The organism is Longimicrobium sp. (assembly GCA_036389135.1).
Classification (GTDB): Bacteria; Gemmatimonadota; Gemmatimonadetes; order Longimicrobiales; family Longimicrobiaceae; genus Longimicrobium.
In genome coordinates, this window is the sequence record DASVQP010000044.1 from 1 (window position 1) to 22842 (window position 22842).

22 protein-coding genes are annotated in these 22842 nt (G+C 70.0%); 9 read left to right on the plus strand and 13 right to left on the minus strand.

Annotated features, from left to right (window positions below; translation table 11 throughout):
• Positions 1–90: 90 nt before the first annotated feature.
• Positions 91–261 carry a hypothetical protein gene (locus VF584_11275; protein HEX8210748.1) on the minus strand — a complete coding sequence of 57 codons (171 nt, stop codon included), beginning with the start codon at positions 259–261 and terminating at the stop codon, positions 91–93.
• A 129-nt stretch (positions 262–390) separates the two neighbouring features.
• Here VF584_11275 and VF584_11280 point away from each other — a divergent pair, with 129 nt between their 5' ends.
• Entirely contained in the window at positions 391–1545 is a 1155-nt protein-coding gene (locus tag VF584_11280; protein ID HEX8210749.1) for a glycosyltransferase family 2 protein, read from the plus strand.
• Positions 1546–1965: 420 nt separating this feature from the next.
• Here VF584_11280 and VF584_11285 read toward each other — a convergent pair whose 3' ends face one another.
• Complete coding sequence (locus VF584_11285) at positions 1966–2322, minus strand: hypothetical protein (GenBank protein HEX8210750.1); 357 nt, start codon at positions 2320–2322, stop codon at positions 1966–1968.
• 3 nt (positions 2323–2325) lie between these two features.
• The gene (locus VF584_11290) at positions 2326–2838 is read right to left on the minus strand and encodes a hypothetical protein (GenBank protein ID HEX8210751.1); all 513 of its coding nucleotides are present in this window, start codon (positions 2836–2838) and stop codon (positions 2326–2328) included.
• Between the two features lie 378 nt (positions 2839–3216).
• On the opposite strand from VF584_11290, the gene VF584_11295 reads away from it, so the two are divergent.
• Genes VF584_11295 through VF584_11305 form a run of 3 tightly spaced genes read left to right on the plus strand, consistent with a single transcriptional unit; the run spans position 3217 to position 6575 of the window.
• Positions 3217–4188 carry an NAD-dependent epimerase/dehydratase family protein gene (locus VF584_11295; protein HEX8210752.1) on the plus strand — a complete coding sequence of 324 codons (972 nt, stop codon included), beginning with the start codon at positions 3217–3219 and terminating at the stop codon, positions 4186–4188.
• Complete coding sequence (locus VF584_11300; protein HEX8210753.1) at positions 4188–5402, plus strand: aminotransferase class I/II-fold pyridoxal phosphate-dependent enzyme; 1215 nt, start codon at positions 4188–4190, stop codon at positions 5400–5402. Before VF584_11295 ends, VF584_11300 begins: the two co-directional genes overlap by 1 nt.
• A 15-nt stretch (positions 5403–5417) precedes the next feature.
• Entirely contained in the window at positions 5418–6575 is a 1158-nt protein-coding gene (locus tag VF584_11305) for a hypothetical protein (protein ID HEX8210754.1), read from the plus strand.
• A gap of 404 nt (positions 6576–6979) precedes the next feature.
• On the opposite strand, the gene VF584_11310 is transcribed toward VF584_11305, so the two are convergent.
• The 6 genes from VF584_11310 to VF584_11335 form a co-directional block, all read right to left on the minus strand.
• Positions 6980–7390, minus strand: a complete 411-nt coding sequence (locus VF584_11310) for a hypothetical protein (protein ID HEX8210755.1) — start codon at positions 7388–7390, stop codon at positions 6980–6982.
• A gap of 383 nt (positions 7391–7773) precedes the next feature.
• Positions 7774–8466, minus strand: coding sequence for an ATP-binding cassette domain-containing protein (locus VF584_11315; protein ID HEX8210756.1), 693 nt, complete (start codon positions 8464–8466; stop codon positions 7774–7776).
• On the minus strand, positions 8418–9110 hold the full coding sequence (modB, locus tag VF584_11320; GenBank protein HEX8210757.1) for a molybdate ABC transporter permease subunit: 693 nt from the start codon (positions 9108–9110) through the stop codon (positions 8418–8420). Before modB ends, VF584_11315 begins: the two co-directional genes overlap by 49 nt.
• Positions 9107–9856 (minus strand): molybdate ABC transporter substrate-binding protein, encoded by a 750-nt coding sequence (modA, locus tag VF584_11325; GenBank protein ID HEX8210758.1) that lies wholly within the window; start codon positions 9854–9856, stop codon positions 9107–9109. Before modA ends, modB begins: the two co-directional genes overlap by 4 nt.
• A 144-nt stretch (positions 9857–10000) precedes the next feature.
• Entirely contained in the window at positions 10001–10645 is a 645-nt protein-coding gene (locus VF584_11330; GenBank protein ID HEX8210759.1) for a hypothetical protein, read from the minus strand.
• 35 nt (positions 10646–10680) lie between these two features.
• Positions 10681–11292, minus strand: coding sequence for a hypothetical protein (locus VF584_11335; GenBank protein HEX8210760.1), 612 nt, complete (start codon positions 11290–11292; stop codon positions 10681–10683).
• A gap of 196 nt (positions 11293–11488) precedes the next feature.
• Between VF584_11335 and VF584_11340 the strand changes: the two genes are divergently transcribed.
• The 3 genes from VF584_11340 (at position 11489) to VF584_11350 (ending at position 15070) form a co-directional block, all read left to right on the plus strand.
• Positions 11489–12811, plus strand: coding sequence for a sigma-54 dependent transcriptional regulator (locus VF584_11340; GenBank protein ID HEX8210761.1), 1323 nt, complete (start codon positions 11489–11491; stop codon positions 12809–12811).
• 347 nt (positions 12812–13158) lie between these two features.
• Positions 13159–14448 (plus strand): tetratricopeptide repeat protein, encoded by a 1290-nt coding sequence (locus tag VF584_11345; GenBank protein HEX8210762.1) that lies wholly within the window; start codon positions 13159–13161, stop codon positions 14446–14448.
• Positions 14449–14452: 4 nt separating this feature from the next.
• Positions 14453–15070, plus strand: a complete 618-nt coding sequence (locus VF584_11350) for a hypothetical protein (GenBank protein ID HEX8210763.1) — start codon at positions 14453–14455, stop codon at positions 15068–15070.
• Between the two features lie 1773 nt (positions 15071–16843).
• On the opposite strand, the gene VF584_11355 is transcribed toward VF584_11350, so the two are convergent.
• The 3 genes from VF584_11355 to VF584_11365 form a co-directional block, all read right to left on the minus strand.
• Positions 16844–17677 carry a DUF4344 domain-containing metallopeptidase gene (locus VF584_11355; GenBank protein HEX8210764.1) on the minus strand — a complete coding sequence of 278 codons (834 nt, stop codon included), beginning with the start codon at positions 17675–17677 and terminating at the stop codon, positions 16844–16846.
• Between the two features lie 109 nt (positions 17678–17786).
• Positions 17787–18803, minus strand: coding sequence for a medium chain dehydrogenase/reductase family protein (locus VF584_11360; GenBank protein ID HEX8210765.1), 1017 nt, complete (start codon positions 18801–18803; stop codon positions 17787–17789).
• Positions 18804–18935: 132 nt separating this feature from the next.
• Positions 18936–19937, minus strand: a complete 1002-nt coding sequence (locus VF584_11365) for a hypothetical protein (protein ID HEX8210766.1) — start codon at positions 19935–19937, stop codon at positions 18936–18938.
• A gap of 174 nt (positions 19938–20111) precedes the next feature.
• Between VF584_11365 and VF584_11370 the strand changes: the two genes are divergently transcribed.
• Both VF584_11370 and VF584_11375 read left to right on the plus strand, forming a co-directional pair.
• Positions 20112–20591 carry a flavin reductase family protein gene (locus VF584_11370; protein ID HEX8210767.1) on the plus strand — a complete coding sequence of 160 codons (480 nt, stop codon included), beginning with the start codon at positions 20112–20114 and terminating at the stop codon, positions 20589–20591.
• The gene (locus VF584_11375) at positions 20581–22074 is read left to right on the plus strand and encodes a fused MFS/spermidine synthase (GenBank protein HEX8210768.1); all 1494 of its coding nucleotides are present in this window, start codon (positions 20581–20583) and stop codon (positions 22072–22074) included. The genes VF584_11370 and VF584_11375 overlap by 11 nt, the downstream gene beginning before the upstream one ends.
• A 334-nt stretch (positions 22075–22408) precedes the next feature.
• Here the strand turns inward: VF584_11375 and VF584_11380 are convergent, their stop codons facing one another.
• Complete coding sequence (locus VF584_11380) at positions 22409–22738, minus strand: hypothetical protein (protein ID HEX8210769.1); 330 nt, start codon at positions 22736–22738, stop codon at positions 22409–22411.
• Positions 22739–22842 lie beyond the last annotated feature (104 nt).

Below are 22842 nucleotides of genomic sequence, written 5' to 3' on the forward strand. Positions count from 1 at the left end.
GCCGACGCCGTGGCCGTGCCGGGCCCCGGCGGGCCCGCACGCGATTTCGGGGGAATATAGCGTCTCCCCGGCGCCAGACAAGCGGCCCGCTCAGCTTCCCGCCGCGGGCACCGTCTCCGGCGTGGCCTCGCGGACGCGCACCTCCCCGCCGCCCCCGCTCAGCAAGCTCCAGAGCGCCACGGCGAGCAGCAGCACCGCGAGCCCCCCGATCACCCACGGCCACACGCTACCTCTGTCCCGCTCCACGTCGATGTCGGCCACGCTGCCTCCCTTGTTTGCGCCTTTCCGTAAGTCCCCTGGGTAGCAAGCTCCGCGCCCGTCACGGCTGGCCGCGCCGCCGCGCCCCCGCTAGACTCACCGCCGCCGGCGTGTGAACCCTCTTGGAGCGTGATGAGCACTTTTCTCTTCTGGCTGTCCGTGGTGACGGCGGCGTCCTTCCTCCTGGTGGCGGCGGAGCTGCTGCGCGGGCGCGGGAAGCTGCGCTACCTCGCCGCGGTGGAGCCCCTCCCCCAGGCCGAGCTCCCGCTGGTCTCGGTGGTGGTGGCCGCGCGCGACGAGGAGCGCGACGTGGAGGAGGCGATGGGCTCCATCCTGGCCCAGGACCTCGCCGATATCGAGCTGGTGGTGGTGGACGACCGCTCCGCCGACCGCACGGGCGAGATCCTGGACCGCATGGCCGCCGCCGATCCGCGCCTGCGCGTGGTTCACGTGCGCGAGCTCCCGGCCGGCTGGCTGGGGAAGAACCACGCCCTGGAGCTCGGCGCCGCGGAGGCGGGCGGCGAGCTGATCCTCTTCACCGACGCGGACGTCGTGATGGCGCCGGATACCGTGCGCCTGGCGGCGAGCTACATGGAACGCGAGCGCCTGGACCACCTTACGATGGCGCCGCGCATCGACATGCCCGGCTTCCTGCTGCAGGCGTTCGGCGTGCTGTTTGGGATCTGCTTCCTCCTCTTCTCGCGCCCGTGGAAGGCGCGCGACCCCCGCTCCCCCAGCCACATCGGGATCGGCGCATTCAACCTGGTGCGCGCGCCGTCGTACCGAAGCATCGGCACCCACCGCGCCATCGCCATGCGGCCGGACGACGACATGAAGCTTGGGAAGCTGATGAAGAAGAACGGCCAACGGCAGGACTTCCTGGTCGCGGTGAGCCACGTCTCGGTGGAATGGTACCGCAGCATTCCCGAGGCGGTGCGCGGGCTGCGGAAGAACGGCTTCGCGGGCCTCGACTACCGTGTCTCGATGGTGATCTTCGCCACGCTGACGCAGCTGGCTTTCATGATCTTCCCCTTCATCGCCCTCTTCCTGACCGCGGGCCCCACGCGCTGGATCTACGCATTCTCGGTCGCGATGATCCTGGGCCTGTTCGGCGGCGCCGCGCGCGAGCAGCGGGCGCCGGTCTGGGGCGGCATCGCGGTCCCCGTCGCGAGCCTCCTGTTCATCGTGATCGTCTGGAACGCCACGCTCTACGCCCTGATCCACCGCGGCATCGAGTGGCGCGGCACCCACTATCCGCTCGACGAGCTGCGCGCGAACAGGGTCTGATCCGGCTGCGCCTACTCGGGATTTCCGCGGTTCATAAGAGGTACACGGGAAAATAACGCTCCCCCAATCTAACCACGTTCATCTTCGTGCCAGTGTGGGAACTGGTAGAAACCTTAGAGCCACACGGTCGCACGAGACGATCTCTTTCGGTGCGCTCTCGCAGCTGCCGTCAGCTTTGCAGCACCCGTGGTGTGCATCCGGTTTTTGGCAAAGCCGTGGCTACATGCTTAATGATGGCGGGGCGTTCTGCTTAGATTGCATACAGCGGCGACATCACTCAGGCCAACTCCGCGCGCTTGAGAAAGGATAGAAACCTCACCGCGCTTCTGATGGTGATGAGGCCGGCGAACAGAGATTTCCTCGAGCGCAGGCGGCGTTCCCCCCCAAGGCACAGCAATTCTCGTCGAGTAGATGTGCCACCTAGAATGGTAGATCGTCCGAAAGCTCACTGAGAAGCGCATCCAGCGCCTGTTCAGCACCCATGGCATAACGGCGTGCTAACTCGTGAATACGATGCATCGTCAGGAACGGCTGGAACCCCTCTACGCTAGTGAGTTCAGTATCGTCGAACTCCTCCACTAGGACTCCATCAGCGTTGTAGATAGAAACTACCTCATCCAAACTGCCACTTTCACCGCGGCGCTGGCTGATGGTCAGCGTGTAGCCTGTGAAGTTCGCTTGAAATTCGTTTTCATGTGCAGTTGGTTCCCAGCTGACGCTCCCCTCCTCCGACTTTCGGAGGAGGTTCTTTAGGAGCTGCACTCGCTTATCCGGCATGTCCTAGGCTCCTGTAGCGGTTCGGAGTGAGGTGAGCAACTCTTCTAGTAAGTCAATCTGCTGAGAAACAATCTTATTCAACTTCGGCACGTTAGTAGGAGCACCCCCTGTGTCCAATGCCTTCTCGACAGCTTGTTCGATCGCTGCAAAATGGCGGATCGCGCCCTGAAGCGTCTTTGTGTCCTCGTCCCCAAGGCTCGGGCTGGATGAACGGATCGATATCAACGACCGCCGAAGTATCGAGTAACGATCTAATAACAACGGCCAAGCTCCGATGCGGTGAAGTCGCTTGATTTCCTCCATCACACTCATAACCGTGGCAAGTTCCGCGATATTGCCAGAGCGCAGAAGCGCCTCCCTAGCTCCTGTCGCCGCGCGTTCTGCAGCTTGGGCGGCTGTCGTTGCGCGCCAAAGGCCATATAACGTCGCGGCGAATCCTATAATAGAAAGGAAAAGGTCCGCGACGCCCGCTAGGTTGCCCCAACGATCTGCCCAAGGTAAGAGAGCGTCCATCAAGGGCCATGCGGGTGCAGGTTGCGAAAGGGTTACCTGTGGCGGAAATGGTACTCGAGGTAGCAATACGACACAAGCCCCCTGATTCTGCCCCGGGAGCATTGCCGACGACCCTTGAGACACCATTTCAACAGCCCTTAGCTAACATCCGCAGAGCTCTCCATCATGCGGCCGAAGATCCGGGGCTCAACCCGCGTGTGGCGTTCCGTCCGTAGTGTCAGCCGCGTCGTTGACTTTCCCGCACACCTGCCCTAGCTTCCGGCCCTGCCGAACGACGGCCAGCGAGAGGATCAGGGCGTGAATGCCCGGTCCTCTTTTGTTATACCCACGGCCGAAATCGTTGCATTTCGGCCGGCGCGCGCGCATCTTCACCGGTCATCCATGAGCCGAATCGCGCTGATCACCGGGGCCACCGGCTTCGTGGGCGGGCACCTGGCCAGCTACCTCGCGCAGCAGGGGTGGAAGGTCCGCGCACTGGTCCGCCCCACCAGCCACACGGCCGCCCTGCGCGCCCTGGGAGCCGAGCTCGCCACCGGCGACCTGGACGCCACGGACGCCATCGCGGCGGCCGCGGACGGGGCGGACACGGTCTTCCACCTGGCCGGCGCCACCACGGCCCCCTCCGAGGCGGCGTTCCGCCGCGCCAACACCGAAGGGACCCGAAATGTGGTCACCGGGGTATTGCGGGCTGGTGCGAAGCCGCGGCGCCTGGTGTACGCAAGCTCGTATGCCGCTTGCGGACCCGCGGTGGACGGCCGCCCCCGCCGCATCGACGAAACGCCCGCGCCCATCTCGGCGTACGGCCGGAGCAAGCTGGCCGGCGAGGCCGAAGTCCGCGCGGCGGAGGGGCAGGGGGTGGAGGTGGTGGTGCTGCGAGTACCCGCCGTGTACGGTCCCGGCGACCGTGCCTCCTTTCTCCCCCTCTTCAAGCTGGTGAAGCGACGCCTGGCCCCGCTCCCCGCGGGGGCGGCCCGGCGTGCCCAGCTTGTGTACGTGGCGGACCTGGTGCGCGCCATCGCCCGCGCCGCCGACGTGGCTCCCGGGACGTACGCCGTGGCGGGGCCGCGTGCCCACCCCTTCGGGGAGCTGCTGGACGGGATCGGCGCGGCGCTGGACACGACTCCGCTGCGCATCCCAATATCTCCCGCGCTCTTCCGGGCGGCGGGGACGCTGGCGGGGCGCTGGGGCGGGGCGGGGGTGTTCAACCGCGAAAAGGCGGAGGAGGTGCTGGCGGAGGCGTGGGAGTGCGACCTCTCCGGCTCCGAAGCTCTCCTCTCGGCCGACGAAGCGATGCCGCTGGGCCGGGGTCTGGCCGAGACGGCCCGGTGGTACCGAACTCAGGGATGGCTTTGATGGCTACTGTGGCGACGACCTCGCGGCGCATGGCGGACCTCTTCGACAAGTGCAGCCGCTACACCGCGGCGCGCGAGATGATGGGGCGCGGCCTCTATCCGTACTTCCAGGCCATCGAGGCCTCGGAGGATACGGAGGTGGTGATCCGCGGCGAGCGCAAGGTCATGGTGGGCTCCAACAACTACCTGGGGCTCACGCACGAGCCGTACGTGCTGGAGCGCGCGCGCGAGGCGCTGTACCGCTACGGCACCGGCTGCACGGGGAGCCGCTTCCTGAACGGCACCCTGGATCTGCACGTGGAGCTGGAGCACCGCCTGGCGGCCCTGATGGGCGCCGAGGCGGCGATCGTCTTCAGCACCGGCTACCAGACCAACCTGGGCGTCATCTCGGCGCTGGTGACGCGCGGCAGCGTGGTGGTGCAGGACCGGCTCAACCACGCCTCGCTGGTGGATGGCGCGCAACTGGCCGCCGGCGACCTGGTGCGCTACCCGCACGGCGACATCAAGGGGCTGCGCCGCGCGCTGGAGCGCAACGCGGGCGCCAACGGCGCGCTGGTGGTGACGGACGGCGTCTTCTCCATGGAGGGGAACATCGTCAACCTCCCCGCCGTGGCGGACGTGGTGGAGGAGTTCGGGGCGCGGCTGATGGTGGACGACGCGCACTCCGTGGGCGTGCTGGGGCCCAACGGCGGCGGCACGGCCGAGCACTTCGGAATGCAGGAGCGGGTGGACCTCACCATGGTCACCTTTTCCAAGTCGTTCGCATCCATCGGCGGGGCGGTGGCGGGGCCGGAGAACGTCATCCATTACCTGCGCCACCACGCGCGCCCGCTCATCTTCAGCGCCAGCATGCCGCCCTCCGCGGTGGCCACGGTGCTGGCCTGCCTGGACGTGATGGCGCGCGAGCCGGAGCGCCGCGCCCGCCTCTGGGAGAACGCCGACTACCTGCGCGGCGGCCTGCAGTCGCTGGGCTTCGACACCGCGACCTCGGAGACGCCGATCATCCCCGTGGCTTCGGGGAACATCGAGCAGACCTTCGTCTTCTGGCGCGCGCTGTTCGATGCGGGGGTCTTCACCAACCCGGTGCTCCCGCCCGCCGTGCCCGAGCACTCGTGCCGGCTGCGCACCTCGGTGATGGCGACGCACACCACCGACCAGCTGGACTTCGTGCTGGACGCCTTCGGCCGCGTGGGGCGCCAGCTAGGGCTCCGCTAAAAACCTTCGATCGTCATGACGGCCGCCGTCTCCGCCGCTTCGTCCACCGCCCTGCGGGTCCGTGAGGTCCCGCGGGGCGAGTCGCTTCGCCCCTTCATCGACTTCGCCTGGACGGCCAACGCAGGCGACGCCCACTGGGTGCCGCCGCTTCGTGTTGCTTTGGAGCCGGCGCTGGACCGCGCAAAGCATCCCTTCCACCAGCACGCGGACGTCGCCTACTTCGTCGCCGAGCGCGGCGCGGAGACGGTCGGGCGCATCGCGGCCATCGTCAACCACCGCCACAACGAGTTCCACGAGGACCGCGTAGGCTTCTTCGGGCTCTTCGAGTCGGTGGACGATCCCCGTGTGGCCCGCGCGCTCGCCGACGCGGCCGCGGGGTGGCTCAAGGCGCGCGGGATGGAGACGATGCGCGGCCCCGTGAACCTCTCCACCAACGAGGAGATCTCCTCGCCCGGCGTGCTGGTGGACGGCTTCGATACGCCGCCCACGGTCGCGATGTCGCACAACCCGCCCTATTACGGCGCGCTGCTGGAGGGGGCGGGGCTGGAGAAGGCCAAGGACCTGCTCGCCTACTGGATCGGCAGCCCCATCCCGCCGGAGCGGCTGGTGCGCGGGGTGGAGCGGATGACGCGGCGCGAAGGGGTCACCCTGCGCTCGATGGACATGCGCCGCCTTCCGGAAGAGGTGGCGATCATCGAGGAGATCTACAACTCCGCCTGGGCGCGCAACTGGGGGTTCGTGCCGATGACGCCGGAGGAGTTCGCGTACATGGCCAAGGACCTGAAGTCCGTCGTGGACCCGGCGCTCTGCATCGTCGCGGAGAAGGAGGGGGTTCCGGTGGGCTTCGCCATCTCCCTGCCCAACCTGAACGAGGCGATCCGGCACGTCCCCGACGGCAAGCTCTTCCCCTTCGGCTTCCTCAAGTTCCTCTGGCACAAGCGGAAGATCGGTTCCGCGCGCATCATGACGCTGGGCCTGCGCCCCGAATACCAGAAGTCGTCCGGCATAGGCGCCGCGATGTACCTGCGCACCTTTCAGGCGGCCGGCGAGCGCGGGTACAACAAGGGCGAGGCGTCATGGATTCTGGAGGACAACTTCCTGATGCGCCAGGCGCTGGAGAAAGTGGGATTCGAGCTGTACAAGACGTACCGGGTGTACGAGCGGGGGTTGTAGGGCGGGCCGGATGGTGGGGGCTGGTCCCGGGTCACCGGGGGATGAATCCCCCGGCTGGAACCACGGGAAGGCGGCTGAAGCCGGCTCCAGAAACGCGAGATTGGACCCGGAGTCCGCGGAGGCGGACTTCGTGTTTTTCCAGCGGCGAAATCATTCGCTCCTGGAAGCGGGCCTCGGCGCAACCTCACGGCACGGACAGCCACGCGGGGCTGCCCCTACGGGATTTTCGCGCGGCCGCTCCTGACCGCGCCGAAATCCCGCCGCCCGCGCAGAGCTCGCCCCCGAGTCCGCGAAGGCGGACTTTGTGCTGTTGTTGCAGCGAGTTCACTCGCCGGCCCCCCAGTGCCCAGCCAGAGGCACGGAAACCTCGCGGTTCTCCGTGCCTCTGCGCCGCTGTGCCGGTGTCAGGCCGAGCGCTGGGCGCGGTAGCCGGTGCGCAGCTCGGAGACCCAGCGCGGGCGCTCGCGGCCGCTGGCGTCGTAGCCGCGGGCCAGCGACTCCAGCACCTGGTCCGTGGTCTGGAGACGCGCGCCGGGGTGCAGGTCCTGCGTGAGGAGGGCAAGCGCGTGGCCCACCTCCTCCTCTCCCACGGAGCCCGGGTGCGTGCCGCCGTACTGCAGGTACCACTTGCGCAGCCTCCGCAGGGTGGGCGAGTACGGCGCCGTTCCCAGGAGGAACTTCTTGAGCCCCGTGGGGCTCATCCCGATCTCCCGCGCCACGCGCCGCAGCGACGTCCCCTCCACCCGCGCGGATGCCGTGTCGCGGAGGTGCTGGATGTTGGCTTCGTGCGGGTCCCGCGTCCTCTGGAAATCCATCTCAGCTCCCTCCATGCTGCGGTCCAGGTGCTCACTCGGCGTGTCCTGCTGAATGATGTATAATACCGAAGAAAATCCGAATCAAGGGTCCTGACGCACCTCGTAAAAGTGCACGGGGCGCGCACTTGCGACACTTTGCCCCTGCCGTGGACGCGCTAAGTGGGCCTCCCGCAGCGGCTTCGGCGGGCGGCCACTTTGTCGGGAGGGTGGCTGAATATGTGCGGCGTGGACAGCCCAGAATCAGCACGTCCCCTGTCCACGCTGTCCCCTTCCAATCGCCAGAACCCGAAGAGCCCGGGGCGCGGATCCATGCGCACGCCCCTCCCCCAGGTGGTTTTTGGGGGAGGGGCCGCGAGGTGACGAGCGGGGGAGGGGGCCCGGTCCTACCTTCGCTCCTCTCCCACCTGCCGCCCGTCGCGCAGAAAGAGGATGCGATCCCCCATGCGCTCGGCCTCGGCGCGGTCGTGGGTGACGAAGACGAAGGGGATGCGCCACTCCGCGTGCGCCGCCAGCACCTCGTCCTGCGCGATGCGGCGCGCGTCCTCGTCGAGTGATGTAAAGGGCTCGTCCAGGAGGAGCGCCTCGGGCTCGGCCATCAGGGCGCGGGCGAGCGCCACGCGCTGCGTCTCGCCGCCGGAGAGCTCAGAGGGGTATCGGGCGGCCAGGTGGGTGAGATGAAAGGATTCCAGGAGGCGCGGAAGGCGCGCTCTCGCGCCGGAGGAGCGCGCGCCGAAGAGGACGTTGCCGGAGACGGTGAGGTGCGGGAAGAGGGCGGAGTCCTGGAAGACGAGGCCGCAGCGGCGCTCGCGTGGCGGCACCCACACGCGCGCCTCTCGCGACACCAGCACGCGTCCGCCGAGCCGGATCTCTCCCGCGTCGGGGCGCTCCAGGCCGGCCACCAGGCGCAGCGTCATCGTCTTCCCCGCGCCCGATGGGCCAAAGAGGACGAGCACTTCGTCGCGCACCTGGAAGTCCACCTCCAGCGTGAACTCCGGGAGCCGCCTGGCCGCGCGGACTTCTAGCACCGCTACCGCCCCGCCCTGCGCTGCCAGCGCGGGGTGCGCCGGCGCGTCCACACGTTGAGCCCCACCACCAGGATCATGCTGAGCGCGCTGATCCCCAGCGCGTACAGCCCCGCCGTCCTCAGCTCCCCCGCGTCCGCCAGGAAGTAGATGGCGAGCGGCACCGTCGTCGTCTCGCCGGGGATGTTGCCGGCCACCATCGCCGTCGCGCCGAACTCGCCGAGCGAGCGGGCGAACGCGAGCGCCATCCCCGCGACGACACCGGGCCACGCGAGCGGTAGGGTGACGGCGAGAAAGACGCGCGCCTCTCCGGCCCCCAGCGTGCGCGCGGCGTCCTCCAGCCGTGGATCGACGGACTGGAAGGCGGCCTTGGCGCTCTGGTACATCAGCGGAAAGGCGACCACCGCCGCCGCCAGGATCGCCGCGTGGATGGTGAAGACGACGCGCACGCCGAACGCCGACTCCAGGAAGCGCCCCACGGGACCGTTGCGCCCCAGGAGCACCAGGAGCGCGAAGCCGGTCACCACGGGCGGGAGCACGAGGGGGAGGAGGAAGAGGCCGTCCACCACGTCGCGCCCGGGGAAGGCGTGGCGCGCCGTCCAGCGCGCCGCCAGCGTCCCTAGGACGACGACGATGGCGAGCGCGGAAAGCGCCACCCGCAGCGAGAGCCAGACCGGCGACCAGTCGAACACGCTCACCCCTCCACCCGGAACCCGCGCCGCCGCAGCGCCGCGCGTCCCGCAGGACCCAGGAGGAACGCGAGGTAGGCGTGCGCACCTTCCGTGTTCGGCCCGCCCGTCACGATCGCGACGGGGTACACGATGGCCCGATGCGATCCCGCAGGCGCCACCGCGGCGACACGTACGCGCTTCGTCACCGCCGCGTCGGTGCGGTAGACGATCCCAGCATCCGCGTTGCCGGAGGATACGAAGGCGAGCACCTGCCGCACGTCCTGCGCGTAGACCGCCTTCGCGCGCACCGCGTCCAGCACTCCCGCCGCCCGCAGCGTCTCCTGCGCGTACTCGCCCGCGGGCACGGATGCGGGCGCCCCCAGTGCCACCCGCCGCACCTCCGCCCGCGCGAGGTCGGCGAACCCGCGCACCGGCGAGCCCCGCGCCGGAACGATCAGCACCAGCTCGTTACCGGCCAGCACCCGCCTCGTGGCCGCATCCACCCGCCCCGACTTCGCCAGCGCATCCATCGGCGCGACCGCGGCGGAGACGAACAGGTCCACGGGCGCGCCCTGCTCGATCTGCTGCCGCAGCGCCCCCGATGCCCCGAAGTTGGTCCTCACCTCCACGTCGGGATGCGCGGCCTCGTACTCCGCCTCCAGCTCCGCCATCACCTCCCGCAGCGACGCCGCCGCGGACACGGTGACCGGCGCGTTCCCGCGATCGGGCGCGCACGCGGAGACTGCGAGGGCGAGCAGGAGAATGGGGCGCATGGCGGACAATGTGAGGCCACGGGCGCCGCCAAACAACAAAGCATCACACAGAGGACACAGAGGGAACAGCGAAGCCACAGAGAAAACCTTTTGCGGTTCTCTCTGTGGCTCTGTGTCTCTGTGTGAGGCCAGCCGTTCAGCGGGTCAGGGCAGAATGCTGCCCGTCACGCGTCCGGTGACCGAAGTGCCGGTGCGGAGCACGCCGCCGGTCGCGGTGCTGACCCCGGCGCCGGCCTGCGCGCCCACGCCCAGCCGGGTGATCGACGGATCGCTGGCACCCGCCTGCAGACGTCCCGCGATGGTCGTCGCCGACCGGGCGAAGTCGCCGCTGCGCGTGCCCAGCCGGGCGAGCGCATCCACCGACGCCACCAGCGAGCGGCGGGGCGGGGCGCTGCGGGCCAGCAGGGCCAGCTCGGCGCGCGTGGCGCCCTTTGCCATCGCGTCGGCGCCGGCGGTGATCTCCGCGTTCGACGCCACGCGCCTTCCCTCGTCGCTCAGCGCGTCGCGGGAGGCGATGAGGCGCGCCTGCACCTCCGCCGCGATCCGCGCCGTCTCGGCCTCGGAGTTGCCGCGGGACCGCGACCTCGCCACCGCGCGGCGGACCGGCGCGTCCGGCAGCCCCGCGTCGGCGGTGGCGCGCACCGTCGCGTCCGCGCTCAGCCCACCCTGCGCGGCAGGCGCATCAATGCCGGCCCGCGCGCCCACCGTCGCCTTCGTTTCCACCTGCGCCGCAAGGGCGGCGGGGATCGCCAGGGCCGCCACGGCGGCCATCGTCATCACGAGCTTCATCGTCAGATCTCCGTCAAAAAGAGTTGAGAGGCGCTTCAGCGCGCCGTCACCGCCACGGCCGAGGCGAACTCCGCCTCGCCCACCGTCTTCGTCTGCGCGTTGGCGCGGTTGAGCCACGCGTCCGCGTTGAGGTTCACCAGGAGCCGCGTGGTGGCTGCCGTCTTCGCGGTCACGTTCACCTCGCGCTCCACCACCACCTGATTGTCGCTCTGCAGGTCCACCGACACCGCCCCGGAAAGCAGCCCGGTGCCGATCTGGATGGAGCCGTTCACCTGCGCGTCCACGTCTTCGAACACCACGCGCACCCGGCTGTAGCTGCCGGCCTCGACCCGCTCCGACGCGAACGCGCGGGATTCGCTCTGCCCCGCCGCATCCACCGACACCGACTCCGCGGCGCCGTCCGTCAGCTCCAGCCACGCGCCCGCCGACGTCTGCACGTACACGCGAGCGTCGAAGCTCACCGTCCCCGAAGCGCTCGACTGCTGCGACCGCGCGCCGGACTCGGCCGGCGACACGCTCCGCGCCGCGCTTGCATCCTCCCCGACCGCCGCCACCTCCATCCGCGCGTCGTCGCCCGGACCCGCGGTGTTCTCGCATGCACTCAGCGCCACTGCCGCCGCCGCGATCCACAGTCCCTTGCCGTTCATCGTAGCCTCCCCCGGTTGTCCGTTCTCGTGGTCCGCCGCTCGTCGGCGTCGGGAACTGGTAAGGCAGGGGCAGTGCCGCAGAAGAAACCCGCATGGATGCTGGATTTTTGCTCTTCGCCCTTTCGTTGAAGGGTCTGCGACGCTACAATTTGCAGCAGATCGGAACGGGCGTTCGTCACATTTTGCAAAAGGCGGCATGGCGGAGATACGCCTCCTGGCGATCGGGGTCGCGCTGCCGGATGCGGTGCGCGCGCTGGCGGGTGAGGCGCGCGCCGAAGCGACGCTGGCGGCCGGACTGCGCGCGCTGGCGGAAGGCCCGTGGACCGCCACGATCCTCTCGCTCGACCTGATCGCCGAAGACGACGAGCTGATCCGGCGCGTGGCGCGCGAGCCGAAGACGGGTGCCCTGGTCCTCGCCGCCGCCGCGCCCTCGCTGCGGATGGCGCTCGCCGCGCCGTCGCTGGGCGCCGCGGAGCTGCTGACGCTGCCGCTGCGTGCCGACGAGGTGGCGCGCGTCCTTCGCGCGGGGGAGGGGAGCGCGGACGCCATCCCCCTCCCCGAAGTGCCCGAGGGCGACGACGAGGTGGTGGGGAGCAGCCCGGCGCTGGTGGAGGTCTTCAAGACGGTGGGGCGCGTAGGGCCCAGCGACGCCACCGTGCTGGTGACGGGGGAGAGCGGGACCGGAAAGGAGCTGATCGCACGCGCCGTCCACCGGGTGAGCGCGCGCGCCGGCGGCCCCTTCGTGGCGGTCAATTGCGCCGCCATCCCCGAGGACCTGCTGGAAAGCGAGCTATTCGGCCACGAAAAGGGTGCGTTCACGGGAGCGGTCGCGCGCAAGATCGGCCGCTTCGAGCGCGCGGGGGGCGGGACGCTCTTCCTGGACGAGATCGGCGACATGAGCCTCGTCCTCCAGGCCAAGATCCTTCGCGCGGTGCAGGAGCGCGAGATCGAGCGGCTGGGCGGAGAGGAGCGCATCGCGCTGGACGTGCGCGTGGTGACGGCCACGCACCGCGACCTTCCGGCGCTCATCGCGGCCGGCGACTTCCGCGAGGACCTGTACTACCGGCTGGCCGTGGTGCGGCTCCACCTTCCGCCGCTGCGCGAGAGGCCGGGCGACCTCCGCCCGCTAGCCCTGCACTACGCCGCGCGCTTCGCCCGCGCGTACGGGCGCCCGGTGCGCGCGATCAGCGAGGCTGCGCTGGAGCGGCTGGCGTCGCATCGCTGGCCGGGCAACATCCGCGAGCTGCGCAACGCGCTGGAGCGGGCCGTCCTGATCGCGCCGGGAGAGGTGGTCCTGGGGGAGCACGTGGATCTCGGCGCCACGCCACCCGGAGAGACGCAGGGGATCGCGCTTCCGGGCTACTCCCCCACGTTGTCTTTTGCGGAGATGGAGGCGCTCCATCTGCGCCAGGTGCTCGACCACGCTGAGGGCCAGATCGGCCGCGCCGCGGAGATCCTGGGCGTGCATCGCAACACCGTCACGCGCAAGGCGCTGGAATACGGGATTTTGCCGGGATGACGGGCGGCGGCGCAGTTCTGGGCACGGGCAGCCACGTGGGGCAGCCCCTACGGGTTTGGTGCGATGATGGCGGGGTTCGAGGCGGGGGCGAGGGTGGGCGCGATGAATCGCGCGCCTACCACGGATGTGGAGGCGCGAGTCCGCGAAGGCGGACTTTGTGCTGTTGTTGCTGCGAGTTTACTCGCCCGCCATGCCCCGGCAGCCCGAATGCTGCATTTTCGGGCATGTAGCAGAAAATGCAGCGGCGCCAATGGCGACGGGGCGGGAAACCCCAGTGTTTGCGCGGGGTTGGGGCGGAACGGAGCGTGCCCTGGTGAGATGCGGATGAATCACCTGAGCCCACTGCCGTGAAGCGACCCCTGAAGCTGAGCGATGCGCTGGATGCGCTTCCAAGGGCGGACGACCTGTCCCTCCTGCGCGCCGCGCTCGTGGGTGCGTCGCGCGAGGACGGCGGGCGCGCCTGGACCGCCGCGGACGCGTACGCCACCCTGGGCACCCGCCTGGCCGACGCGGACGCGCTGGAGGCCGGGATCGCCGCGCTGGCCGAGCGCGCCCGCGATCGCGTGGAGCGGGTGATGCGCCACTCCGTCGCCGCCCTGCGCGCGATCGACGCCGGGGACCCCGCCGCGGCCGCGCGCGCCCTGATCGCGGCCGGAGAGGTGGAGGAAGACGAGGGGCGGCTGGAGGAGGCGGAGAGCTTCTTCCTGCGCGCGGCGGCGCTGGGGCGCAAGCCGCGCGACCGGAGCAGCGAGGCGCTCGCGCTGCGGAGGCTGGGGCGCGTAGCCCGCACGCGCGGCGCGCTGAACGACGCGGTGCGCTTCTACACGGAATCCTTCCAGATAGGCTCCGCCCAGCGCGACGCCGAGGGAGCCGTGGTCGCGTGCCTGGGCCTCGGCAACGTGCGGACGGACCAGGGCTTGTGGGCCAAAGCGCGCGGCTGGTACGAGCGCGGGCTGGAGCTCCTGGGCGACGGGGGCTCGCCCGTCCACCGCTGGCAGCTCTACGTCAACATGGCCGTGGTGGAGCTGCGCACCGGCGCCCTGGACGCCTGCGAGCGCTGGCTGGACCGGGCGCACGAGGTCGGCGATCGGGGCGCGGCGGTGCACATCCGCAACGGGCGCGGGCGCCTGGCGATGGCGCGCGGCCGGCTGGACGAGGCCGGCGCGGAGTTTCAGGCTGCCCTGGAGCAGGCGTCCTCGCCCTACGTCGAGGGAACGATCCTGATCAACGTGGCGGAAGTCCATCTCGCGCGCGGCCGGGTTCGCGAGGCGGAGCAGGCGGCGCGCGCGCTGGAGGCGGTGGCGCTCGCGCATTCGCTGATCACACTCCTGCCGTACGTGTACCGCACGTTGGGCGCGGTAGCGCGCGCACGCGGAGACGGGGAGGCCTTCATCTTCTACGAGCAGGCGCTGGGCATCTGCCGCGGCGAGGCCATTCCCGCCATCGAGCTGGCGACTACGCAGCACGAGTACGCGCTGCTGGACGCGGAGCAGGGGAGGACCGAGTCGGCGATCGCCCGGCTGGAGGTGGCGCTGGAGATCTATCGTGAGCTGGGAACGGGCCCGGAAACCGAGCGGGCCGCCGCCGAGCTGGCCCGGATCGTGGGTACTGACGCAGGTTCAACCGAGGAGGGGTGACGATATGAGGAAGCGGAGCTGGATGGCGCTGATCGCCGTGGTGGCGCTGGGCGGGTGTGGCAAGGACCTCGTGGCCGGCGGCGCGCGCGACGTGGAGGTGCACGCCACCGGCGATGCCACCCCCGAGGGCTCCCCGAGCGCCGCGCGGATGTCGCTCGCCCCCGCGGACGGCCACCGCTCGCTGAGCGCCGCCGTGGCGCAGGGAACGATCGCCTTCGACGCGCGCGTCAGCCTGCTGTCGTCGAACCGCGTGGAGGAAGTCAACCGCGCACCTGCATCGGCCTCCGTGCGCATCGAGGGCCGCGACACCGTGCGCCTGACCGGCGGCGAGGTGCGGCGGGGGAACTACGACCGGGTGCGCATCGTCTTCACCCGCGTGGAGGCGGACGTGGCCTCCGGCCTGGTGATCGGCGGCGTCAACATCATCGGCCGTGTCGGCGTCGCCATCGCCCCCGCGGACAGCATCGTCGTGGAGAGACCCGTGTCGCTCGGCGACGAGGACGACGACGTGCGCCTGCTGGTGGACCTGGACGCATCCGCATGGCTCGCGTCCACCAACGTCCTCACGCGCGTCGTGCCGGCGGCGGCCTTCCAAAGCGCGGTCAAGGTTCGCACCCGCTGAATCCAAAAAGGAGGGCGCTCCGGCATCCGAGGCGCCCTCCTTATCTATTGGCGATTGTGTACCTGCGTAAATGGGCCAGAGTGGTCAGCGGTTCAGGACACACGCTGCGCGCCGACCGGATCTTCCGCCAAGGACACACGAGATTAGCGCGTGTTCAACGCGTACGTCACCGTGTTCAGACGGATAGAATGTTCACGCCCGCCCCGTTCGATCTTGAACTCGCCGCCCCAGCCATAGCTCCTGAGCAGGCCCGTGCGCCACGTAACGGTTCCCGCAGCGTAGCTATATTGTCCCTGGCCCTTCAAGTTGTCGCCATTGTCGTAGAACCGATAGTTGTTGCCGGAGAGACTAATCCGGCCCAGTCGAATCGGATTGGTCCCCCTACCATAACTGTAGATGTCGTAGTCTCCGGACCGGGGCGATCCCCCCGCCTGCGCGGGCGCTGGTGCGGGTCGGGCCGGCGGCGGCGTAGGTTGCGCCGGGCGAGGAGCTGCCGGCCCGGTCACCGGGCGCTGGGCGGATTGCGCCTGTCGGGGACGCATGCGATCGAGGTTCACCGCTCGCTCGAAGTACCCGCTGGTGGTGTACGCGTTCTTCTCTCGCACGATCGCCTGGGTCCCACTGGGCGTCAGCCTCACGAATTCGGCATCCGTCCATTCAGCCCCGTCACTATACTGAACCGCCTGCCCTCGCTGATACGGAACCTGTGCGCTGGCAGGTGCCGCAAAACATATCGCGATGGCCAAACTACAGATCGCCAGTCGGGCGCCGGCTCGCAGCTGTACCCCGCTGAATCTTCGCATTGGTTGTCTCCGTTGTGGCAAAGTTTGCACGGGCAGTGGCCGAACCGATCCCCACCGCAAGGTGAGACTCACACGGAGGTGTCGGGTCGGAGTCAGAACCATCCAGCTGCTGTTCCGGCGTCGCAAGTCGTAACCCGCTCGCAACTTTAGCGGCCTGTGGATGGTGTCGCAATAGCTTTATCCCGCTGCGTCGGCGAGCTCCTCGTCATTTCCGAGAACCGCCGCCGGAGTGGCTGAAAGGATGAGCAAAACCCGGGGGGCGGTCCCACACCTTGGGACCGCCCCCCCTCCACCCCCCTGCTACGCCGCCTTGCCGTTCCGTTTGCGACCTCGGTACGCCAGACAGTCCGGGTTGTTACACCACGCCAGCGCCATCCTCCGGATCGGGATGATCTTGTCACCCGACCGCCAGTGCGTGGACCACGCGCGCACCGTCAACGGCTCCTCGCAATCCGGGCACAGCTCGTTCGGCTTTGCGCGCGGTCGGTTTGCATACGCCGTTGCTGGATCTCCACTTCTTCCCGATTCCACCCTTGACTCGCTTGAATCGGTTGTCAAGGGTGGGACAAACCAAGCGGGAGTGGCAAAGGCCACTCCCGCTTGTACTTACCCCCGCTTGCGTTATCCGAAGCCATCCCGTAGAACGCATTAGGGATAGACGAACCGAAGCGCCCCAGCTCGGTGCGAGCCGGGGCGCTTTGTTGTGGAAATCGTACGCCCGCTCGCGTTCCGCGGTTCGCTCCCGAATGTACTTTGCCTACTTTGACGAGTCCGGCGACGAGGGGATGGTAAACGATTCCGCCTCTGTGATCTGTTTCAGGCGCCCGCTTCCATGACGGATCCGGCTACATCCGAGGTGGTCCGGGCATGTCCGGGTTATCGGCGCGCGCCATACTTGGACAGCCGTCCACTCCGGCTAAGCTTAGCCAAGTACACAGTTGCCTATCTATTCACTCTATGTGTTGCGCTGTCAGGGCCGCAGATACGCCTCCAGCAGCCGGTCCCAGCTGCGCGACACGTCCGCGTACTCGGCCTCGCACCCTTCGGCGCGCTCCGCGGGGAGGGTGCCGTCCCTGACCCAATCCGCGTAGCCGTCGGGGTCCTGCCCGTACACCAGGCAGAGGACGTTGTAGAAGCGCTGCGACCCCAGCGCGTGCTCGTCCGCGAAGGCGAGGTCGTCCAGCTCCCCCTCGTCAATCGCGAGCCCCGAGGCGCCGTTGACCGCTGCCTCGCTCCCCTCCTCCGATCCATCCACCAGCATCACGGCGGCGAGCTGGTCCACCGCATCCTCCTCGCGCCCCGCGATGGGGATGTCCAGCACGTCCACCAGCGCGTGCCCCACCTCGTGCAGCGTGGTGAAGAGGAGGGCGTCGCTCACCGCCTGCGCTCCTTCGTCGCCGTCGCCGCCCAGCACCGCGTCCAGGTCGTCCACCAGCTCGTAGCAGAGCGAGACGGCGCGCTTCTCGGGGTCGTAGTAGGCGTTGGGCTCGCCGCACTTCTCGAAGCCGATGGTAACGTCGTTGGGCAGCGCGATCCATCCGTTCAGCCACTCCGCCACCCCCTCCAGGAAGCGCGCCTCCCGGAAGTCGTCCTGCCACCGCGCGTACGTGGAGTCGTCTACGGCCTGGTAGACGACGCGGAACTTCCCCGTCATCGCGGTCGCGGCGGCGGGCTCCGCGCGCAGCGAGCTGATGACGGACGCCACGCCGGCGGGTGCCTGTGCGGCGGGAAGGTCGCACGCGCCCAGCGCCAGGGAGGCGCTCAGCAGCGTGAGCCCGCGCAGCGCGGGAATCGGTGGAAGCATGGGGACCGGCGGCGGGGGCGGGGCGCGGTAGGGGAAGTGGCTACAAAGGTCGGTGCTGCGGGGCCCGTTGTCCAGCCCCGCGTTGTATCGTCTCGAAAGAGGGCGAGGGTCAGGGCGCCAGCAGCACCTTGCCGAAGTTGCCGCGCCCCTGGATGTACGCGTGCGCTTCGCCCGCTTCCTCGAAGGAGAAGACGCGGTCCACCACGGGGTCCAGCGTCCCGGCGCGCACGCCGGCCAGGATCTCGCCGATGCCGCGGGCGAGGAGCTCCGTCTCCTTCCACAGGTGCCCGAGGTTTACGCCGTGGACGCCGCGGTTGGCGTTCATCAGGGGGAAGGGGTGGAAGCGCGGCGTCCGCATCACCCCACGGAGCGCGGACAGCACATTGCGCCGCTCGCCGGTCGCGAATGAACTGACCCCGAACACGTACAGCCGCCCCAGCGGCGCCAGCGAGCGGTAGCTCTTGCCGAACGACTCGCCGCCGATCGCATCCAGCGCGACGTCGACCCCTCGGCCGCCGGTGATGCGCTTCACCTCCGCCTCGAAGTCCTCCGTGCGGTAGTCTATGCAGTGCGCGGCACCCATCTCCCGCAGCCGGTCGTGCTTGGATGCGCTGGCGGTGCCGATCACCTCCGCCCCGCGCGCGCGGCAGATCTGCAGCGCCGCCACCCCCACGCCCCCCGCCGCCGCGTGCACCAGCACCCGGTCCCCCGCGCGGACGCACCCCAGGTGCGCCAGCATGATCCACGCGGTAAGGTAGTTCACGGGGATGGCCGCCGCCTTCTCGAACGAGAGCCCGTCCGGCAGCGGAATCGCCTGCGCCGCAGGGACTACCACTATGCTCGAGTAGCCGCCGAACGGCGTGATCGCGCCCACCCGGTCCCCCTCGCGAACCCCCTGCACCCCGCTCCCCACGCGGTCCACCGTCCCCGCCACCTCGTACCCCACGACGGCGGGGAGTTTGGGCGCGTCGGGATAGAGCCCCATCCGCGCCAGGATGTCCGCGAAGTTGATCCCCGCCGCGGCCACTCGGATGCGCACCTCGCCCGCCCCCGGCTCGGGATCGGGCGCCTCGCGCACCTGGAGGACCTCCGGCCCGCCGCGTTTGGTGATCCAGACCTGGCGCAATGGGGGAATGGGGAATGGGGATGGGGAATGCGATTCGCCGGTTAGCGAGACCACTTCAGTGGTCTTCCCGTGGTTCCAGCCGGGGGCTTCAGCCCCCGGCACCGATGGCCGCGGCCGGGGGGGGTGAAGCCCTTACGGCGCCTCGCCGCGGCAGGGCGTCCCTTCCCACACGCGCGCCCAGCGGTTGCCGCGGTCCTGCGAGACGGCCTCGTACCAGGAGTCCTGCGCGCCGAAGACCTGCACCAGCATCTCCGCGCCGCCGGTGCGGTTCCAGTTGAGGTAGTCCACCAGCTTGGGGGCGCGCTTGCCGCCCTTGCGGTAGTCGGAGACCTCCGTGTAGAACGGGTTGTACCCCGTGCGCTGCTCGTACGAGGCCACGAAGAAGACGCTCCACCCGTCCTCCTCCGGCGGCCCCACGGCGAGCTGGTCGCCCACCAGGAAGGTGGAGGCCATCTCCGGCTGCCCGCCGCGCACCACGTCCAGCGCCTGCAGGTCGCGCTGGGCGCCGGGCCAGCTGCGCGGGCGCGGAAGGCCGTTCTGCAGCACGGCGCGCTCGGCGATCAGCGGCCCGTAGCGGCGGATGGGCCCGGCCACCTGCGGCGGCGAGAACTCGCCCACCACGTCCGGCTCCAGCCCCTTGCGGAAGGCGACGAACTCGCGCTCCGCGGCGGCGGCGGCCACCGTCGTCACCAGGCCGATGGAGCTGGGTACGCCGCAGGTGCTCACCGGGCCATTCCCCTGCACCGTTGCCGTGCCCACGCGGGCGCCGCGGCGGAAGAGGACGAACTGCGAGTTGGGCTCCAGCACCGCGCGGCGGAAGCGCTGCTCGTACGCCTGCGGCGACACCCCCGCCGGGCGGCGCAGCGTGCGCAGCGAATCGCCCGAGATCTCGGCCACGGGAATGATCTGCGCCCCGTTCGCCGTGCGGAGCACGTGGAAGAGCACCGACCCCGTGGGGAGCCCCAGCGACGCCGGCCCCTCGGTGACGGCGGACACCTGCACCACGTCGCTGGCGGGCGGTGGCGGCACCACCTGCATCGACGAACCGCCCCACTGCACGTTGTCGCAGCCGGAGAGAGCGGTTAGAATCAGGAGCGCCGCCGCGCGGGCGCCGCGGTCTGGAAAGTCGCGCATTGCGAGCCGTATGAGTGTGCGTGCGGGCCGGGCCACCATTGCCGGCCCGCGGTCGTTGCGGGCAGCGGCGGATGCGCCGGGCCCGGTGCGTGCGTGGCGAGCGCAAAGAACCGGCCAAGGCCTTGCCGCCCGGCCCGCGGGCCAACCTACCGACCGCCCCGCAGGGGTGCCAGGATGATCGATCCGAGCCATTTCCGCCGCGTCATGGGGCACTTCGCCGCTGGCGTGGCCGTGGTCACCACGCTGCGCGACGACGGGCACCCCGCCGGTCTCACCGCCAGCGCCGTCTGCTCCGTGTCGCTGCAGCCCACGCTGCTGCTGGCCTGCGTGGACCGTGCGAGCGAGACGCACCGCTACGTGAAGGGCTCGGGCGTCTTCGCCGTGAACGTGCTGGAAGAGGGGGAGGGCGAGACGCTGGCGCGGCGCTTCGGCAGCTCCACCACCGGCGACAAGTTCCTGGGCACCGCCTTCCACGCGGAGCGCACGGGCGCGCCGGTGCTGGACGCGGCGCTCGCCTGGCTGGACTGCCGCGTGCGCAACGCCTACGACGGCGGCGATCACACCATCTTCGTGGGCGAGGTGGAGGCGGCGGAGACCCGCGAGGGCACCCCGCTCCTCTACTATCGCGGGGGATATGGACGCTTTGCGCCCTGACCGCGTGCGCTTCGGCGGGCTGGCGGCCCGCGCCGCCCTGGTGGGGATGGCGGCCGGCATCACCCTCTTCGCCGCCGGCAGCCTGATCCTCTACGAGGCCGGCGGTGCGCTGGGCGCGGCCGGCGGGCTGGCGGCCACCTTCGCCGTGGCCCTGGCCGCCGGGATGTGGGCCGGTGCCCCCGGCGCCCGCGGCGACGTCGCGCCCACCGGACGCTGGCTCTTCGCGGGGCTCTCGCTGGCGCTGGGCGGGCTCTTCGCCATCCTCTGGACGGCGGCTGGCGGCGAGCGCTTCGGCGGCCCCGGACGTGCCGCGGCGCTCCTCTTCATGGTCGGCATCCCCGTCTACGCCGCCGGCTTCCTCCTCCCTGCGCTGGTGGCGTGGGAGCGCGCCGCCGCGGGCGACGACGAGGACGAGGACTCCTTCGGCCTCGCGGGTACCGCCGCGATCGCGGTGCTGGTGGGGCTGGCGGTGGGCGCGGCGCTGGCGGGGCTCGTCCTCCTTCCGCGCGTCCTTCCCGGCCCGCTGCTGATGGTGATGGGCGCGATCCTGACCTTGCCCCTCCTCTTCCCGAGCCGCCCGGCGCCCACCACCACCGAGCGCGTCCTCCACGAGACGGAGACGCCGTTCAACACCCTGCGCGTCACCGAGACGGTGTTCGCGGAGGGCCGCCAGCCCGAGCTCAAGCTCTACCAGGACGACGAGATCGAGTCGGGCGAGCTGTCGCGGAGCGGCGCCCCCTCCTTTGCCTACATCGCCGCGGCGGAGCGCTGGCTGGGTGACACGGGGCGCCCGGGGCTGTCGTACCTGTGCCTGGGCGGCGGCGCCTACACCCTGCCGCGCCGCATCGCGGAGAAGGATCCCACCGCCCGCGTCACCGTCGTGGAGCGCGACCCCGAAGTGACGCGCGTGGCCTACCGCTACTTCGGCCTGCGGCCGGAGCACGGCATCGCCACCGTCCACGGCGATGCGCGCGCGGTGGCCGCCGGCCTCCCCCGCGCCTCCTGGGACCGCGTCTTCCTGGACGTCTACGACGGCACCGAGATGACCCCGCTCCACCTCGTGAGCGAGGAAGCGATGCGCGAGCTCGGCGCCCTCCTCACGCCGGGCGGCCTCTTGCTGATGAACGCGATCGGCGTGGCGGAGGGCCCCGGATCGGTGCGTCTCTGGTCGACGGTGCGCACGGTGGCCGAGGTCTTCCCGCGCGTCGTGGTCTACTCGCACATGGGCCGCGACTTCCCCGACCGCCAGAACTTCCTCCTCGCCGCCGCGCTGGAGGACGGCCCCGCCTTCCCCTCGCGCGCCGGCATGTTCGACCTCTGGCCAGCCGCCGAGTGGCCGCGCCTCCCCTCCATCGCCGTCTTCCGTGACCGCGAGGAGCGCTCTGTATCTGCACGGGAGGCGACGCGGGCGAGTGAACTCGCTGCAACAACGGCACAAAGTCCGCCTTCGCGGACTCCGGGGCGGGATCTCGGCGCGTCCTGAATGCCGGCGCGGCAAGGGGTGCCCGTCCAGGAGCGGATGAATTCGCCGCTGGAAAAACGCAAAGTCCGCCTTCGCGGATTCCTGGTCCAATGCCGCGTTTCTCGAGCCGGCTTCAGCCGCCTTCCCGTGGTTCCAGCCGGGGGATTCATCCCCCGGCGAACCAGCCGCCGCACCGTCCTTGCCGCCCCGCACCAACCCCGCCCGCCGGAACCTGCGAAGGCAGGTTTCCCGCGGTTGTTGCAGCGGTTTCAACCGCCGGATGACAGGTTCATCCCCTGGCTACCAGCTTCATCCCCTGTCTCCCGGCTTCATCCCCCGGCTACAGGGGGTCGCCCTACCGCTTCTTCCCCTGCCTCTTGGCCTGCCGCTGCTGCGCCCGCTTCATCTCTCCCTGGTAGAACTCCATCGCCTTCTGGCGCTGCTCCAGGTGGCGCTTCATCTGGTCGGACTGCTTCAGCTTGGAGCCCTCCGGCCCGGCGTAGCGCTGCTTGGACGACATGCGGTGCATGAAGCGCATGATGGGGCCGCGGATGTACTTCAGCAGGAACGCCTGCCCGCGCTTCCCCTCTTTCTCCATCTGCGTGATCGCGTAGGGGAGCGCCTGCACGGTGTCCTGGAGCTGGCGGTGCATCTCCTCGGGCGAGAGCTTCTTCTTCTTGGCCATGGCGCGTAACCTTATAAAGTTCCTGGAAGGAGCGGGCTTGTGCCGCACTCCGCTGTGACGGACGGATCGCCCCGGCGTTGCTCCGGGGGCCCAACCCTTCTACG

Bases quoted from the DNA above. Each gene is read 5' to 3' on its own strand.
- VF584_11280 (HEX8210749.1), top strand. From the start codon at position 391: ATGAGCACTTTTCTCTTCTGGCTGTCCGTGGTGACGGCGGCGTCCTTC.
- VF584_11285 (HEX8210750.1), bottom strand. From the start codon at position 2,322: ATGCCGGATAAGCGAGTGCAGCTCCTAAAGAACCTCCTCCGAAAGTCG.
- VF584_11295 (HEX8210752.1), top strand. From the start codon at position 3,217: ATGAGCCGAATCGCGCTGATCACCGGGGCCACCGGCTTCGTGGGCGGG.
- VF584_11300 (HEX8210753.1), top strand. From the start codon at position 4,188: ATGGCTACTGTGGCGACGACCTCGCGGCGCATGGCGGACCTCTTCGAC.
- VF584_11305 (HEX8210754.1), top strand. From the start codon at position 5,418: ATGACGGCCGCCGTCTCCGCCGCTTCGTCCACCGCCCTGCGGGTCCGT.
- VF584_11310 (HEX8210755.1), bottom strand. From the start codon at position 7,390: ATGGATTTCCAGAGGACGCGGGACCCGCACGAAGCCAACATCCAGCAC.
- modA (HEX8210758.1), bottom strand. From the start codon at position 9,856: ATGCGCCCCATTCTCCTGCTCGCCCTCGCAGTCTCCGCGTGCGCGCCC.
- VF584_11330 (HEX8210759.1), bottom strand. From the start codon at position 10,645: ATGAAGCTCGTGATGACGATGGCCGCCGTGGCGGCCCTGGCGATCCCC.
- VF584_11335 (HEX8210760.1), bottom strand. From the start codon at position 11,292: ATGAACGGCAAGGGACTGTGGATCGCGGCGGCGGCAGTGGCGCTGAGT.
- VF584_11340 (HEX8210761.1), top strand. From the start codon at position 11,489: ATGGCGGAGATACGCCTCCTGGCGATCGGGGTCGCGCTGCCGGATGCG.
- VF584_11350 (HEX8210763.1), top strand. From the start codon at position 14,453: ATGAGGAAGCGGAGCTGGATGGCGCTGATCGCCGTGGTGGCGCTGGGC.
- VF584_11355 (HEX8210764.1), bottom strand. From the start codon at position 17,677: ATGCTTCCACCGATTCCCGCGCTGCGCGGGCTCACGCTGCTGAGCGCC.
- VF584_11365 (HEX8210766.1), bottom strand. From the start codon at position 19,937: ATGCGCGACTTTCCAGACCGCGGCGCCCGCGCGGCGGCGCTCCTGATT.
- VF584_11370 (HEX8210767.1), top strand. From the start codon at position 20,112: ATGATCGATCCGAGCCATTTCCGCCGCGTCATGGGGCACTTCGCCGCT.
- VF584_11380 (HEX8210769.1), bottom strand. From the start codon at position 22,738: ATGGCCAAGAAGAAGAAGCTCTCGCCCGAGGAGATGCACCGCCAGCTC.